12 protein-coding genes are annotated in these 15,666 nt (G+C 65.9%); 11 read left to right on the top strand and 1 reads right to left on the bottom strand.

Going from position 1 to position 15,666, the window contains the following annotated elements; genetic code table 11:
• The first annotated feature begins 35 nt into the window (after positions 1-35).
• Genes recC through recD form a run of 3 tightly spaced genes read left to right on the top strand, consistent with a single transcriptional unit; the run spans position 36 to position 8,454 of the window.
• Positions 36-3,308, top strand: coding sequence for an exodeoxyribonuclease V subunit gamma (recC, locus tag FOY51_RS22235; RefSeq protein ID WP_149432459.1), 3,273 nt, complete (start codon positions 36-38; stop codon positions 3,306-3,308).
• Positions 3,266-6,586, top strand: a complete 3,321-nt coding sequence (locus FOY51_RS22230; protein ID WP_149432458.1) for a UvrD-helicase domain-containing protein — start codon at positions 3,266-3,268, stop codon at positions 6,584-6,586. The genes recC and FOY51_RS22230 overlap by 43 nt, the downstream gene beginning before the upstream one ends.
• Complete coding sequence (gene recD, locus FOY51_RS22225) at positions 6,583-8,454, top strand: exodeoxyribonuclease V subunit alpha (protein WP_149432457.1); 1,872 nt, start codon at positions 6,583-6,585, stop codon at positions 8,452-8,454. The genes FOY51_RS22230 and recD overlap by 4 nt, the downstream gene beginning before the upstream one ends.
• On the opposite strand, the gene bla is transcribed toward recD, so the two are convergent.
• Entirely contained in the window at positions 8,426-9,403 is a 978-nt protein-coding gene (bla, locus tag FOY51_RS22220) for a class A beta-lactamase (protein ID WP_149432456.1), read from the bottom strand. The two genes, recD and bla, sit on opposite strands and share 29 nt — an antisense overlap.
• 157 nt (positions 9,404-9,560) lie before the next feature.
• On the opposite strand from bla, the gene FOY51_RS22215 reads away from it, so the two are divergent.
• From FOY51_RS22215 to ftsR, 8 genes are all read left to right on the top strand, one after another.
• Positions 9,561-10,436, top strand: a complete 876-nt coding sequence (locus FOY51_RS22215; protein ID WP_149432455.1) for a LysR family transcriptional regulator — start codon at positions 9,561-9,563, stop codon at positions 10,434-10,436.
• A complete protein-coding gene (locus FOY51_RS22210) occupies positions 10,433-11,335 on the top strand; it encodes a serine hydrolase (protein ID WP_149432454.1) in 903 nt (300 codons plus the stop codon). Before FOY51_RS22215 ends, FOY51_RS22210 begins: the two co-directional genes overlap by 4 nt.
• 16 nt (positions 11,336-11,351) lie before the next feature.
• Complete coding sequence (locus FOY51_RS22205) at positions 11,352-11,975, top strand: NUDIX hydrolase (RefSeq protein WP_149432453.1); 624 nt, start codon at positions 11,352-11,354, stop codon at positions 11,973-11,975.
• A 27-nt stretch (positions 11,976-12,002) separates the two neighbouring features.
• Complete coding sequence (locus FOY51_RS22200) at positions 12,003-13,052, top strand: SMP-30/gluconolactonase/LRE family protein (protein ID WP_149432452.1); 1,050 nt, start codon at positions 12,003-12,005, stop codon at positions 13,050-13,052.
• On the top strand, positions 13,049-13,690 hold the full coding sequence (locus tag FOY51_RS22195; RefSeq protein ID WP_290367914.1) for a CDP-alcohol phosphatidyltransferase family protein: 642 nt from the start codon (positions 13,049-13,051) through the stop codon (positions 13,688-13,690). Before FOY51_RS22200 ends, FOY51_RS22195 begins: the two co-directional genes overlap by 4 nt.
• Before the next feature lie 154 nt (positions 13,691-13,844).
• Complete coding sequence (gene gcvH, locus FOY51_RS22190) at positions 13,845-14,249, top strand: glycine cleavage system protein GcvH (RefSeq protein WP_149432451.1); 405 nt, start codon at positions 13,845-13,847, stop codon at positions 14,247-14,249.
• Positions 14,250-14,399: 150 nt separating this feature from the next.
• Positions 14,400-14,900 (top strand): glycogen accumulation regulator GarA, encoded by a 501-nt coding sequence (gene garA, locus FOY51_RS22185; protein ID WP_149432450.1) that lies wholly within the window; start codon positions 14,400-14,402, stop codon positions 14,898-14,900.
• Complete coding sequence (gene ftsR / locus FOY51_RS22180; RefSeq protein ID WP_149432449.1) at positions 14,900-15,628, top strand: transcriptional regulator FtsR; 729 nt, start codon at positions 14,900-14,902, stop codon at positions 15,626-15,628. Before garA ends, ftsR begins: the two co-directional genes overlap by 1 nt.
• The last annotated feature ends 38 nt before the right edge of the window (positions 15,629-15,666 follow it).

Below are 15,666 nucleotides of genomic sequence, written 5' to 3'. Positions count from 1 at the left end.
GGTTTCGAGTAGCGCGATGGGAGCGAGGGGATGACGTGCTGACAGTGCACCGCGCCGAGCGGTCGAGCACGCTTGCGTCCGCTCTCTCGGACGTGCTTCGCGCACCCCTCGAGGATCCGTTCGCCCGCGAGGTGATCGCCGTTCCCGCGAAGGGTGTGGAGCGATGGCTCAACCAGCGGCTTGCGACGAATCTCGGCGCCGTCGACGGCGACGGGGTCGCGGCGAACATCGATTTTCCTTCGACGACGCGATTGGTCGACGACGCGATCGCCGCTGCAGCGGGAATGTCGGCCGACGACGATCCGTGGTCCCCCTCGCACATGCTGTGGGGGTTGCTCGACGTCATCGACCGATCCATCGGTGAACCGTGGTGCGCGGTCCTGGCGAAGCACCTGGGTGACGGTGTCGACGAGCACCGCGCAGGCCGCCGCTACGGAACCGCCGCGCAGCTCAGTGCGCTGTTCCGCAGCTACGGCGCGCAACGCCCTGCGATGTCGGTCGACTGGGCGGCAGGGCGCGACACAGACGGCGCTGGTTCGGCACTCGACGACGACCTGCTCTGGCAAGCTGAGTTGTGGCGCCGCTTGCGTGATCATCTCGGCTCGGCCAGTCCCGCCGAGCGGCTCGAGTCCGCCTGCGACGCGTTGCGAGCGCGACCGGATCTGGTGGACCTGCCGCCGCGACTCTCGTTGTTCGGACCCACGCGCCTCGCGACTGATCAGTTGGCGGTGATTGCGGCACTCGCCGCCCACCGTGATGTGCACCTGTGGTTGCCGCATCCGAGCCCAGCGATGTGGGACACGCTGGCCCGATCGGATCGGCCGACCCGTCGCGCGCAGGACCGCAGCAGCCAAGCCGTGCAGCACCCGCTGCTGGCAAGTCTTGCGCGCGATGTTCGGGAATTGCAATCACGTTTGGCAACAGTCGAATTCGAAGACATCTACCATCCCGGTGATCAGGCAGTGGACTCCGTGCTCGGACGTATCCAGGCCGATGTCGCACACGATCGACTTCCCGAGGCGACGGTCGAACTCGACCGCAGTGTGCAGGTGCATGCGTGCCACGGGCCATCCAGGCAGGTCGAGGTGCTGCGCGAGAGCCTGCTGCACCTGTTCGAGGACGATCCGACGCTGGAGCCACGCGACGTTCTGGTCATGTGCCCGGACGTCGACACCTATGCACCCTTGATTCTCGCGGCGTTCGGCCAGGGTGTTCTCGGCCACCCGGGGCATCGACTGCGGGTTCGTCTGGCGGATCGCGGCCTGCGGCAGACAAATCCGTTGCTTGCAACGCTTTCCGCGCTGCTCGAGCTGGCAGGCGGTCGCGTCACCGCGAGCAGTGTGCTGGACCTTGCGGCCGCCATGCCGGTACGGACGCGCTTCGGCTTCAGCGACGACGATCTGGAGCGGCTGCGGGAGTGGACGGCGGAATCCGGCGCGCGGTGGGGCATCGGGCTGCGGCAGCGAGCCGCGTACGACCTCGCAGACTTCCGGCAGAACACCTTCAACACTGCGGTCGACCGTATTCTGCTCGGTGCTGCTGCCGACGAATCGTCGAACGAATGGCTCGATCTCGCATTGCCTTTGGACGACGTGGACAGCAATGACATCGACCTCGCCGGTCGATTCGCCGAACTCGTCGACAGGCTTGCCGTCACGCTGCGGGATCTGCAGGGCCCGCAGCTGGCGACCACCTGGATGACGGTCCTGCGGCGCGGACTCGACTTGCTGACCGACGTCGGAACGGCCGACGCGTGGCAGGTGGCGCAATGCCGTCGCGAGCTCGCGTCGGTAGTGGAGCACAGCGACGGTGTCGAGCTCCGGCTTCAGGACGTGCGGGCGATGCTGACGCGAGCACTCGCCGGTCGTCCTACCCGAGCGAACTTCCGGACGGGCGAACTCACGGTGTGCACGATGGTGCCGATGCGCTCGGTTCCGCATCGCGTGGTCGTGCTCCTCGGGCTGGACGACGAGGTGTTTCCGCGTACCGGCGGGGTCGACGGCGACGACGTCCTCGCACGTGATCCTGTTCCGGGTGAGCGCCATACCCGTAGCGAAGATCGCCAGCTCCTGCTGGACGCGCTGATGTCGGCAGGGGAGCGGCTGCTGCTGTTCTACACGGGTGCGGATCCGGTGTCGGGGGCTGTTCGTCCGCCTGCGGTTCCACTCAGCGACGTGATCGATGCGGTGGCGGCGTCGGTCACCAGCGAGCCGGAAGCTGTTGTTCGGCGTCATCCCTTGCAACCGTTCGATCCGCGCAACTTCGATGCTGCTGCGCCGTTCAGCTTCGATCGCGATGCGTTGCACGGTGCGCTCGCGTCACGCACTGTGCCGCAGCCGATTCCACCGTTGCTTCCGGTTGCGCTACCGGCACAGCCGGCGGGTGATGTCGATCTGGTGGATCTCATTGCCTTCCTGCAACATCCGACGCAGGGTTTTCTCCGACAGCGCATCGGCGTTCGCGTTCCGGAACTCGACGACGACATCGTGGATGCGCTGACCGTCGAATTGGGTGGCCTCGACAAGTGGGACATCGGTGACCGCATGCTGAGTTCCATGCTCGACGGCGGCGAACTGGCGGACTTCACGGCAGCCGAATGGCGGCGCGGGACGCTGCCACCGTTTCGGCAGGGGAGCCGCCAACTCGAGGACATCGAGCGATCGGTCGGCCTGCTCGCGCAGGTGTCGCGTCCCGTCCACGACGGGACGCCCGACACGGTCGATGTCTCGATCGATCTGGGTGGCGGTCGCAGATTGAACGGAGCGATCAGCGGTGTCTACGGAACGACCATCGCGCGCACGTCGTACTCGCGGCTTGCGCCGAAACACCGCATTGCGGGATGGGTTTCGCTGCTGGCCACGCACGTCCAGCACCCGGAGCAGGGCTGGCAGGCCGTGTCGACGGGGCGCGGCCAGTTCGGGCGCCCCACCTGGCGATCCACACTCGCCGTCCCTGCCGACCCGATCGAGGAACTGCGTCGGTTGGTGGATCTGCGCGATCGCGGCCTACGGGAACCGCTGCCGGTTGCGCCTGCGTCGTCGTCGATCTATGCCGATCGGCGCGTCCGTGGTGCCAGTCCCGCCGATGCACTCGCGACCGCCGACAAGGAATGGTCCAGCAAGTTCGGTGAAGCGAACGATCGTCATCTCGCCTTTGCGCACGGACCGGATCTCGCTCTGGCCCAACTGGGTTCGGATTCACCGATCGGCGACGAGGCGACCTGGGCGGACGAGTCGACGCGATTCGGTGCGTTTGCCCGGCGGTTGTGGGACGGCTTGCTGAGCAACGAGACGGTGGGTCAACCGTGAGCGATTTCGATCTCCTCGCGCCGCTGCCTACCGGGACTACCATCTTGGAAGCCAGTGCGGGCACCGGAAAGACCTATGCGATAGTCGGATTGGCGACGCGCTTCATCGCCGACGGCGTTGCCGACGTGTCGCAGTTGCTGCTGGTGACGTTCAGCCGAGCCGCCACCCAGGAACTGCGGGAACGGACACGGGCCAGATTCAGCTCTGCGGCAAGCGAACTGGCCGATACGCACACCGCGAGGATGTCGCCGGATCCGCTCATCAGATATCTCGCCGACGCCGAGCCGGATGTAGTCGCGGTGCGCCGCATTCGGCTCTTACGCGCCCTCTCGGACTTCGATGCGGGCACCATCGCCACCACGCACAGCTTCTGTCAGCGCATGCTGGACACGCTCGGCATCGCCGGTGAGCGTGAGACCGACGTGCGGTTGGTCGAAGGCGTCGACGATCTGATCACCGAAGTGGTCGACGACCTGTACCTGCGCAAGTACAGCCGCCTCGATATGGCCGCTCCGATGTCGGCGTCGGAGGCGATGGAAGTCGCGAAGGCCGCTATCGGTGACAGACAAGCCGCGTTGGCACCCGAACACGACGACGAGACCGAGGCCGGACACCGCAGGGCCTTCGCCGCGGCCGCAAAAGCCGAAGTGCAGCGGCGCAAACAGAATCTCGGCCTGCGTGACTTCGACGATCTGCTCGAACTGCTTCGCGATGTGCTTGCCGATCCCATGCACGGTGCTGCGTCCTGCGCACGAATCCAGGAGCGCTACCGGGTGGTGCTGGTCGACGAGTTCCAGGACACCGATCCGCTGCAGTGGGAGATCGTGCGGCGGGCATTCCACGGCACGACCACCCTGGTGCTGGTCGGCGACCCCAAGCAGGCGATCTACGCGTTTCGGGGTGCCGAGGTGCTCAGCTACCTCGATGCGGCCCGGCACGCCGATGCGCTGGAAGAATTGGGCACCAATTGGCGTAGCGATGCCGGGTTGCTCCGTGCGCTGGGCAGGCTCTACGGCGGCGCGGCGCTCGGTCACCGCGACATCGTCGTGCATCCCGTTGCCGCAACACATACCGAGAGTCGGCTCACCGGGACCGTCCCTTTGCGCATCCGACATCTGCCACGCACCGGCGCGGGGCCGCTGAACAAATCGGGCTATCCGGCGGTCGGCAGGCTACGTACGGCTGTTGCCACGGACGTCGGTCGCGACATCGTCGGACTGCTGAGCAGTGGTGCAACCCTTGCCGTGGACGGTCCGTCTCGTCCTGTTCAACCCGGCGACATCGCGGTGCTCGTCCGGACCCGGGCGCAAGTCGCGCTGGTGCGTGACGCATTGGACCGCAGCGGAATTCCTTCTGTGCTGGCCAGCGGCACCAGTGTCTTCGAGACGGCTAGCGCCACGCACTGGCTGTGGTTTCTCCAGGCATTGGAACAACCTCACCGCTCGGATCGTGTGCGGTTGGCCGCCTTGACGCCGCTGCTCGGGTGGACGGCGGCGGAGCTCGACGGACGTGGTGACGATGCCGTCGCATCGGTGGGCGCGTGGCTTCGCGAGTTGGCAACACTGTTCGGTGTCGCCGGATTCGCTGCGGTATTCGAGCGCGTCGCCGCGCGAGACAACCTCGAAAGTCGTTTGTTGGCGCGGGAATCCGGTGAACGCGAGCTCACCGATCTCCGTCACATCGCGCAATTGCTGAATCGTGCGACGGTGTCCGGAGGGATCGGATTGACGTCGTTGACGCGGTGGCTCACCGAGCGCATCGAGGACCCCGCGTCCGGCGATGTGCAGGATCGAAGCCGGCGTCTCGACAGCGATGCGGCGGCGGTGCAGATCGCGACCATCCACGCGAGCAAGGGCCTGGAGTTTCCCATCGTCTACGTGCCGTTCGCGTGGGACGCTGCGAAGAATCCGAATCCCAGCATCCTGCTGCTGCATGGCCCGGACGGCGAGCGTGTCCTCGACGTCGGTGGCGCGACCGGGCCTGGGTACGCGCAGCGCAAGCAGAGTCACCACGCCGACGGAGCAGGGGAAGAGCTCAGGTTGCTCTACGTGGCATTGACGCGCGCGATGTGCCAGGTAGTGCTGTGGTGGGCGCCTGCGTTCTCGACAGCCGGATCACCCCTGCATCGGCTGATGTTCGCGCGCGGTGCGGACAGTCCGGAGCCGGATGCTTCAGCCAAGATTGCGGTGGATTCGGTAATGGCAAGCCAACTTTCGGCATGGCCGGGACCGGACTCCGACGTCGTGTCGATCGAGCCGGTCGCCGACGACACGGGCGCGCATCCGGCTTGGACGCCCGTGATCACACCCGTGGGCGAACTTGCCGCCGCCGATTTCCGGCGTGAGTTGGACATGGAGTGGCGGCGTACCTCGTACTCGGCCCTCACGGCATCCGCGCACGACTCGCCCGGGGTCGGCAGCGAAGCGGAGACACCGGAGAAGACAGACGAACCCGACGAGGCGCCGCCGATCGACGATGTCCTGGCCGGGACGCCGTCGCCGATGAACGGCCTGCCCGCCGGCGCTGCGTTCGGCACGCTGGTGCACGAGGTACTCGAAGTGGTCGATACCGATGTGCCCGATCTGGCGACCGAGCTCCGCGAGCGGTGTCGCGACGCCGTCGAATCGCGGCTTGCCGACGTCGATCCGGATGCGCTTGCCGCAGCGCTGCTTCCGGTCATGCGGACGCCGGTGTCGCTGACACCGCGAATCACGCTGGCCGACATGGCGAACGCCGATCGACTGGCCGAACTCGACTTCGAGCTGCCGCTCGCCGGAGGCGACGATCCGGTGTCGGACACGGTGACGGTGCGGGCGATCGCAGGCTTGCTGCGCCACCATTTGGCCGCCGACGACTCGGTGGCGCCCTATGCCGACCAGCTTGCCGAACTGGACGCGGTCGCCTTGCGCGGCTACCTCACCGGCAGCATCGACGCGGTACTGCGGATGCCGGGACCGACGTTCGTGGTGGTCGACTACAAGACGAACCGGCTCGGCCTCGGTGACCTGACGGTGGAGCACTACACCCATGAGCGGATGACGGCGGAGATGATGCGCGCGCATTACCCGCTGCAAGCTCTCCTGTATTCGGTTGCGCTGCATCGGTATCTGCGGTGGCGGCTACCCGACTACGACCCAGCAGTCCATCTGGGCGGAATTGCGTACCTGTTCGTGCGCGGAATGGTGGGCGCCGACACTCCTGCCGGTTGCGGCGTCTTCGACTGGCGTCCGCCCGCGACGTTGGTGACGGCGTTGTCCGACTTGTTGGCGGGCTCATGACGCAGGCACATCTGGTCCAGCGCGCAACAGGGCTGTTGCGAACGTTCAACGAAGCGGGTGTGCTCGCCGCCGCCGATGTTCATGTCGCGCTTCGGCTCGCCAAGCTCACCGGCGAAGATTCCGAACCCGTGCTGTTGGCAACGGCGATGACGGTGCGCGCGGTCCGTGCGGGTTCGGTGTGCCTCGACCTGCGTCGGCTCCGCGATGTGACCATCGACGAAGAGTCGGGTGTCGACGACGATCAGGTGGATCTCTCGACTCTGCCATGGCCGGAACTCGACGACGTGATTGCCGCGCTCCGCAAAAGTCGGCTGGTGATCGGTGGTCCGGCAGGCCCGCTGCGCCCGTTACGGCTGGTGGACACCGCCGAGGGTGAACTGCTCTACCTCGATCGATACTTCCGCCAGGAGCAGACGATCAGGCACGCTCTCGACGCACGCGCGTCGGTCCAGCCGACGGTCGACGCGCGCGTGGTCTACGAGAAGTTGGCGGAGTTGTTCGTCGACCCGTCTGGGACGCAAACGTCCGCGCCGGACCGGCAACGCATCGCGGCCGCCGTTGCGGCGACGCGATGGACCACGGTTATCGCAGGTGGGCCGGGTACAGGTAAAACCCACACCATCGCGCGAATTCTGGCTTTGCTTGTGGCCGAACACGGTTCGCATGTTCGCATCGGTCTTGCAGCGCCGACGGGCAAGGCGGCGGCGCGCCTGCAGGAATCGGTCAGCGACCAGGCGGCCGAATTGACGCTGCCGCACGGCGTGACGGCGATGACGTTGCATCGGCTGTTGGGTTGGCAACGCGGCAGTAACAGCCGGTTTCGGCACAACGCGTCGAATCGGTTGCCGTACGACGTGATCGTGGTCGACGAGACATCGATGGTGTCGCTGACGATGATGTGTCGGCTGCTCGAGGCCGTTCGTCCGGATGCTCGACTGGTCCTCGTCGGTGATCCGGACCAGCTGACCTCGGTCGATGCCGGTGCGGTGCTTGCGGATCTGGTCGCCCGGCCCGTGGCCGAGGCGGCGAATGCCACGCTGGGTGCGTTGGTCGGATCCGATGTCGCGGCCCTCGACGATCCGCACTCGTTGACGGACGACGAACGAGACAGGTTGCGCGGCGGTGTGATTCGACTGACTCGCGGCCGACGCTTCGGTGGTGCGATCGAGGAGCTTGCTGCTGCGGTGCGCGGCGGAGACGAAGACCGCGTGATCGACCTGCTCCGAAGTGGGTCACCCGAAACGTCGTTTCATTCGCCCGACGATCTGACGGCGCTACACGACGACGTGGTCGCAACGGCGTCGGCAGTCGCCGATGCTGCCGCAGTCGGCGACGTCGACGGAGCACTACGCAGCCTCGAATCGCACCGGCTGCTGTGCGCGCATCGCGACGGTCCGTTCGGCGTGCAACGCTGGGCGCAACGAGCTCGGGAATGGGTGGGCACCAGCCGCGGTGAATGGTTGGATCCCGCGAATTGGTATCCGGGCCAACCGTTGTTGGTGACCGCCAACGATCACGAGACGCGGATATACAACGGTGATACCGGCGTGATCGTCGACCGAGGCGACGGCACACTGATGGCGGCGTTCCAGCGGGGCAGCGAACCGTATCTGCTGTACCCGAGTCAGCTGTCGGCGGTGCAGACGGTCTACGCGATGACGATCCACCGCAGCCAGGGCAGCCAGTACGACGCCGTATCGGTGTTGCTTCCCGCGCGCGCATCGTCGCTGCTGACTCGAGAACTGTTGTACACGGCCATCACTCGGGCTCGCAACCATGTGCGGATCGTGGGGTCGGAGGAAGCTGTGCGCGTAGGCGTCACACGTCAGGTGTTGCGGGCTAGTGGGCTACGCCGAACGTTTCTATGATCGCAGCGGTGATGTCGACGACCAGCTTGCCGTCCGCCGGAGCGTCTTGCCGTCCGGAACGGGTGGTCGTCAGGATTGCTACCACCACAGGCTTGCCTGCCGGGTCCCAGACCACACCAGCGTCGTTCACCGTTGCGTAGTCGCCGGAGCCGGTTTTGTCGGCCGACGTCCACCCCTGCGGTAGTCCGGCCCGAATGCGTGCGGCGGAGGTGAGGCTGCGCCGCATCCAATCTTGGAGTTGCGCGCGCCCATCGGGTTGCAGGCCGTCGCCGAGGATCGTTGCGCCGAAGCCCGCCGCCAGGCCGGCCGGGGTCGAGGTGTCCCGCAGATCGCCGGGAATCGCGGTGTTGAGATCCGTTTCGAACCGATCGCCTCGCGTCGTGGTGTCACCGACGGATCGGGCGAACGCGGTGATCGCCGGCGGCCCGCCGATGGCGTGCAACAGATAGTTGCCTGCCGTGTTGTCGCTCTGGGTGAGCGCGGCGAGACAGAGGTCGCCCATCGACATCGGCGACCCCGCCGCCTTGGCAGTGACGGGCGAGTTGGCAACCACCGCAGCGGCATCGATCACCACCGTGGTGTCGAGCGACGCCGATCCGGCGGCGACAAGGCGAAGAAGCGCCGATGCGGCGTACACCTTGAACGTCGAGCAGTGCGCAAATGTTTCGTCGCCGCGATGCCGGTACTCGGCCCCGTCCGACGGTCGATCGACGGCGACGCCGACTCTGGCGTTGTACTGCTGCTCCAGTGCGGCGAGGCGGCTATCGAGCTTCTGGGTGTCGAGGGCGGGCTTCGGTGGGGCCGTCGGTCGACCCTGCGTCGTGGAAGCGCGCGTCGCGGGACTCGTCGTTGCGGTGCTGCAGGCGGCCAAGGCCGGAACCGCAAGAGCGACCGCGAGAAAGCTGCGGCGGCGCAGTCGGAATTCGCTGGGGGAGTCGGGAACAGGCATGGAAGCGAATTCACCATCGATGAGCGTCGTTGGCCAATAGGAGCCGTCGGCGAGTCCGAGTGCGATTCGATATCGACGCAGGTCAGCTGGTCTTCAATGGTCGTCGAATACGGAATCGTGGAGGTGATCCGAACGAATCGATTGGTTGAATGGAACGATGGACGTGATCCGCCACCTCAGATTCTTCGTGGCCGTCGCCGAAGAAGGTCACTTCGGCAGAGCCGCGGCAAGCCTTGGCATGACGCAGCCGCCCGTGTCACTCGGTGTGCGCCGGTTGGAAGAGCGGCTCGGACTCGCGTTGTTCGAGCGGTCGTCTCGCGGTGTTGCCCTGACGCAGGCGGGTGCGCAGCTGTTGCCGCGAGCCCGTCTGCTGGTCGCGGACGCCGCGCGATTCGACGACGAAGCCCGCCGCCTGACGGAGGAACGTGGGGCGACCCGATGGGGGATGACGACCGGTTGCAGCGATCGGCTGCTCACCGCATGCGTCGGGTCGCTGCGATCGGGCGGTGCGGCGCAGGTGGCGACGACGATCGGCGCGACGACGGATCTGGTCGAGCAGGTTCGAGCGGGCGGCCTCGACCTGGCCGTCATCGAACACCCCGCTGTCACAACGGGTTTGCACTGTGGCCCTGTCGTCACCGTACCGCGGTGGGTAGTGGTTCCCGCCGATCACGCCGCCGCACGCGCCCGGACTGCACAGGTCCGAACGCTGCGCGGTCTTGCGCTTGCGACGCTGCCGCGCGACGCCGGACCACCCGCCTACGACCTGTTCCGCGATCTCTGGCGGGAACGCGGGCTCGATCCGCAGATCGTCGAATCCGACGGTGACACCGCACTCTTCGCCAAAGTCGCGGCGGGCGGCTGCTTCGGCGTGACGACCACCGTACCCACCGATATTCCTGGCATTGCGTGGATTTCGCTGCTGCCGGATCGAATTGCGTTGCGGTTGCGGATCGTTCGTCGATCGAAGGACGAGCACGACGACGCTGCGCACGCGCTGGATCGAGTGCTGCTGCAGGGCAGAAAGCAATGACGACGCAGGTGGAGAAGCGGATCAGGGACGTCTTCGCCGACGCCGGGTGTACGGGCTGGCTACATGCTCGGCGGCTCGACTCCCATTCGGCGCAACTGTCCGTTGACGGCGACCAGCTGGTCGTCACCGCGTCGGTCTACAAGTTGCCGCTGATGGTAGCGCTGTGCCGCTGCTTCGACGCCGGGGAGATCGATCCACTCGAGCAGGTACGCGTCGTTCCGGCCCAGTGCACACCCGGACCCACCGGCATCTCGATATTTCGAGATCCGGTGACACTGAGCTGGCGCGACCTGGCCACCTCCATGATCGTGGTCTCCGACAACTCGGCGGCCGACATCGTGCTGGGACGTGTCGGGCTTACCCGTGTGGACGAGACGATTGCTGCGCTCGGGCTCGCTCGCACCCGCGTCGTCGGCGGGACGGCGGCCGTGCATGCGTCACTGGTGCGAGAGACCGACTCGCACACCACCGCGGAAGCCTTCGCGGCGCTGGCCGACAACGACGACGCGTGGACGGTGTCGGCCTACGACCCGTCGTACGCGAGCGCCACCACTCCGCGCGAGATGAACGACCTACTCGGCGCCATCTGGTCGGGCGCGATGCTGTCGGCGACCCAGACCGCCTATGTGAAGGACGTCCTGGGAAAGCAGCTCTGGCAGCACCGCATCCGATCCGGCTTTCCACATGGCGGGGTCGAGGTTGCAGGCAAGACTGGCACCATCGGCATCATCCGCAACGAGGTGGCCGTGGTGACGTTCCCCGGCGAGAGTCCCGTCGCGGTCGCGGTGTTCACCCGCGCCGCGCGAGCCGATCCGTCGTTGCCCGCGGTCGACGCGGCGATCGGTGAGGTCGCGCGTATCGCGGTGAGCGAGCTGCGGTCCGGAACCGTCGACACATGACTAATGTCGAAGGGACATGACTGCTCCCGACGAATACGAGATCACCCCCGAGACGCTCAGAGTCGCGCTGTCGGAATTTCGGCCGCGCACCGCCGACCTCGACGGGCGGCGCTCGGCTGCGGTGGTGGTCGCAGTGGGCGTCACGGATGACGGCGACGCGGGATTCTTGCTGACGATGCGTCCCGATCGCATGCGCGCACATCCGGGACAGTTCGCACTTCCGGGCGGTGGAGTGGATCCGGGGGAGACCCTGCAGGTCGCCGCGTTGCGCGAGCTGCACGAAGAGCTCGGTATCGCGGCCGACGACTCGCAGGTGCTCGGCCGACTCGACGACTACGTGACCCGCTCCGGCTACGTCATCTCACCGTTCGTCGTGTGGGTCGGTACCGATCTCACCCGATTCGTGGCCAATCCTGACGAGGTTGCCACCGTCTTCGTGCCCTCGATGGCAGAGTTGGACACGGAGCCGCGATTCGTCCGAATTCCGGAGTCCGATCGACCGATCGTGCAGTGGCCGTTTCGCGGGTTCCTCGTCCATGCGCCAACCGGAGCGGTGATCTACCAATTTCGCGAAATTGCGCTGCACGGACGACACACTCGAACAGACCAGTTGGACCAACCGGTGTTTGCCTGGCGATAGTAGAGACGAATGGGGTAGAGACACCACATGGGCATTCTCGAATCGGCGCTGGCCACGATCGATCGGGTCGGGATTTCCCCGGTCGGCTGGCAGCCGCCCCAGCCACCGCCGCCCACCGGGGTGCTCGCGCCGAACACGGCGCTCGATGCGGCCGAGCGGTGGCGGCTGCCGACGGGTAACGGACCTGAGGATGTTGCCGTCGATCACGAAGGTCGAGTGCTGACCGGAACCGTCGACGGCTCCATCTGGCGTTTCGGCAGCAAGGGGCGAGCCGAACTGATCGCGAATACGCGCGGCCGACCGTTGGGCATCGAAATTCTGAGTGACGGCCGTTACCTGGTCTGCGACGCGGAACGCGGTGTGTTGCGCGTCGACGAGACAGGCCGGGTGGAACTGCTCACCGATACGGCCGCGGGCATCGCCCTGTACGCCACCAACAATTCGGCGGTCGGCAAGGACGGGATCGTGTACTTCACGGACTCGTCGCAGCGCTTCACGATCGCCGACCACCGCTACGACATGCTCGAACATTCCGGTACCGGAAGGCTGCTCCGGTTCGACCCGAAGACTGGGGAGACCGACCTGCTGGCCGACGGTCTGCAATTCGCCAACGGTGTCGGACTGTCGCTCGACGAGTCGTACCTGGTGGTGGCCGAAACCGGCGCCTACCAGATCACCCGTGTCGATCTCACGGGGCCACGTGCTGGCCGCGTTTCGGTATGGGCGGCGAATCTGCCGGGTATTCCGGACAATCTGGCCTCGCAGACCAAGGACGGCATCTTCTGGGTCGCGTTGTACAGCCCGCGGATGCGCAGCCTCGACATGCTGGGACCGCGCCCGCTGCTGCGCACGGTCGTCGCCAACGTTCCCGAGCGCCTGCAGCCGAACCCGCAGCAGCGTGGCTGGGTACTGGGAATCGACGGGAACGCGACGATCGTGCATTCGTTGCAGGGCTCCAAGGGCAGCTATTCGCCGATCACCGGCGTGCGCGAAGCCGATGGCTGGCTGTACCTGGGTAGCCTGACCGCCGACGACATCGCTCGGGTGCCGTCTCCAGTCGGAAAGGTCACCCAGTGACGCCCAGCGAACAGGCTGCCCACGCGGAACCGGTCCAGACGGACCGAATCTTCACTGTTCCCAACGTGATCAGCATGATTCGGCTGCTCGGGATCCCGGTCTTTCTGTATCTGCTGATCGCTACCGACGCCGTCTGGTGGGCGTTCGGTCTGCTGGTCACGATCGGTGCAACCGACTGGCTCGACGGCAAACTGGCCCGTCTGATGGACCAGACGTCGAAACTCGGTGCCATCCTCGACCCGCTGATCGACCGCCTGTATCTGCTCTCGGCGCTGGTCGGGTTCGTGATCATCGGGATCATTCCCTGGTGGGTTGCGGTTATCCTGATCGCCCGTGACGGCATTCTGACGCTGACGATGTTCGTCTACCGTCGGCGCGGGCTGCCGCCGCCCGACGTCATCTATCTGGGGAAGGCCGCCACGTTCGCGTTGATGTCGGCGTTCCCGTGGATCCTTGCGGGACACGCTGATTGGCCCGGCGACACCGCGGCCGGCGCATTCGGCTACGCGTTCCTGGTGTGGGGGACGGCGGTCTACGTCTGGACGGGTGGCCTGTACGTCTGGAAGGCGATGGCGGTCGCCCGGACCTTCCCGGTCGTCGACCGAGCAAACACCGGGCATTCCGCTGTTTCGCCGTAGGCGGTGAACTACGCTCGCGGCGTTGCCGATACGGTGTTGCCCCCGGGTGCTCGATCGCTCGCAGGCGATCAGTAAGCACGCTGTCAGCGAGCCCGCGGAGCCCCCGGCCGACGCTGTACTCTCAGCCCACACCAAGCGAAGGGATCGGTACGCCGTGAGTGAACTCGATACTCCCACCGATTTGCGCTACACCGAGGAACACGAATGGATTCGGCGCACGGGACCCACAACGGTGCGCGTCGGGATCACGGACTACGCACAGTCACAATTGGGTGACGTCGTCTTCGTGCAACTGCCTTCCGAAGATGATGTCGTTGCCAGTGGTGACACGTTCGGCGAGGTCGAATCGACCAAGAGCGTTTCCGACATCTACGCACCACTTTCGGCGAAAGTGATTGCAATCAACGCAGATCTGGAGTCGAGCCCGGAAACGGTGAACACCGATCCGTACGGCGACGGCTGGTTGGTCGACCTGCGCGTCGAAGACGAGGAAGCCCTCGACGCCGCGTTGACGGATACCCTCGACGCAGAAGGCTACGTCGCCATCACCGGCGACTGAACAGGCCGGGCGGACCTCGCCCGTCTGCCTACACGCACTGCCTGCAGCAAGGTACGGTCATATCAACTACGTGTGCCGTGTCGGGGCGCAGGTCCGAGACTGTCTAGAACGATGAGCTACCCGAAAAATCGGACTTTAGGAGGAGAAACGGTGAGCGAGAACGACAATGCTTCGGCTTATGGGGAAAGTCCAGCGGAGACCACTTCGGTGTTCCGTGCGGATTTCCTGAACGAAGTCGATACTTCGCGCACCGGAGATGCGCCCGCGGGTAGCGAGGCGCCCGTATCCGGTGTCGAAGGCTTGCCTGCCGGTTCGGCTCTGCTGGTCGTCAAGCGCGGACCCAACGCAGGCTCGCGCTTTCTGCTCGATCAGCCGACGACGTCGGCCGGGCGCCACCCGGACAGCGACATCTTCCTCGACGACGTGACGGTCAGCCGCCGCCATGCCGAGTTCCGTCAGGACGACGACGAGTTCCAGGTCGTCGATGTGGGCAGCCTCAACGGCACCTATGTCAATCGCGAGCCCGTCGATTCGGCAGTGCTCGCCAACGGTGACGAGGTCCAGATCGGCAAGTTCCGCCTGGTGTTCCTCACCGGACCGCGTGGTGCCTCGCAGGTCGGTGACTCGTCGGCAGGTGCAGGTAGTCAGTAATGACTGCGGTCGGTCAGCGATCACGGGGCGGGATGTCGATCGGCTCCGTCCTCGATCAACTGCGGCCCGACTTTCCTGACATCACCATCTCGAAGATCCGCTTCCTCGAAGCGGAAGGTTTGATCAGTCCGGAGCGGACGCCGTCGGGATATCGGCGGTTCTCGATCTCCGATTGCGAACGGCTCCGTTTCGTTCTGACGGCGCAGCGCGATCAGTACCTGCCTCTGAAGGTCATCAAGGAGCAGCTCGAAGCGATCGACAGCGGTGTGGCAACGCTCGGCGCGAGTGCACCGAAGCCGCGTCGACTCGGCGTGGTTCCCGGTGAGGTTTCGCCGGACGAGTTCCGTGCCGATCGCGAAATCCGGGTCAGCCGTGAAGATCTGATCGAGCGAGCAGGTATCGACGCTGCGTTTCTGTCCGAGCTGACCAAGTCCGGACTGATCGTCGCGGGGCCTGCGGGCTTCTTCGACGACGATTCGGTGACGCTGGCCGCTACCGCAAAGGCGATGGCCGAGTTCGGACTCGAGGTCCGCCACCTGCGCGCATTCAAACTTGCTGCAGATCGCGAAGCGGGCCTGGTTGCGCAGATTGCCGGACCGATCGCGAAGGGCAGAGACGCCGGTGCCCGCGACCGTGCGGAAGAGATGGTTCGAGAGTTGGCGTCACTGTCGCTGACGCTGCACACCTGTCTGGTCAAGGCGGCTGTGCGCGGGGCGTTGGATCACTGAGTTCGCGAACACCAACGGCTCGAACGCAACACCGCCTT

This window comes from Antrihabitans cavernicola (genome assembly GCF_008297975.1).
Taxonomy (GTDB): domain Bacteria; phylum Actinomycetota; class Actinomycetes; order Mycobacteriales; family Mycobacteriaceae; genus Antrihabitans; species Antrihabitans cavernicola.
Note: the sequence above shows the minus strand (reverse complement) of the source record. Positions and strands in the feature narration are given on the sequence as shown.

Excerpts from the sequence above, each read along its gene's own strand:
- ftsR (WP_149432449.1), top strand. The coding sequence starts at position 14,900 with ATGACTGCGGTCGGTCAGCGATCACGGGGCGGGATGTCGATCGGCTCC.
- recD (WP_149432457.1), top strand. The coding sequence starts at position 6,583 with ATGACGCAGGCACATCTGGTCCAGCGCGCAACAGGGCTGTTGCGAACG.
- bla (WP_149432456.1), bottom strand. The coding sequence starts at position 9,403 with ATGCCTGTTCCCGACTCCCCCAGCGAATTCCGACTGCGCCGCCGCAGC.
- FOY51_RS22205 (WP_149432453.1), top strand. The coding sequence starts at position 11,352 with ATGACTGCTCCCGACGAATACGAGATCACCCCCGAGACGCTCAGAGTC.
- FOY51_RS22210 (WP_149432454.1), top strand. The coding sequence starts at position 10,433 with ATGACGACGCAGGTGGAGAAGCGGATCAGGGACGTCTTCGCCGACGCC.
- FOY51_RS22200 (WP_149432452.1), top strand. The coding sequence starts at position 12,003 with ATGGGCATTCTCGAATCGGCGCTGGCCACGATCGATCGGGTCGGGATT.
- FOY51_RS22215 (WP_149432455.1), top strand. The coding sequence starts at position 9,561 with ATGGACGTGATCCGCCACCTCAGATTCTTCGTGGCCGTCGCCGAAGAA.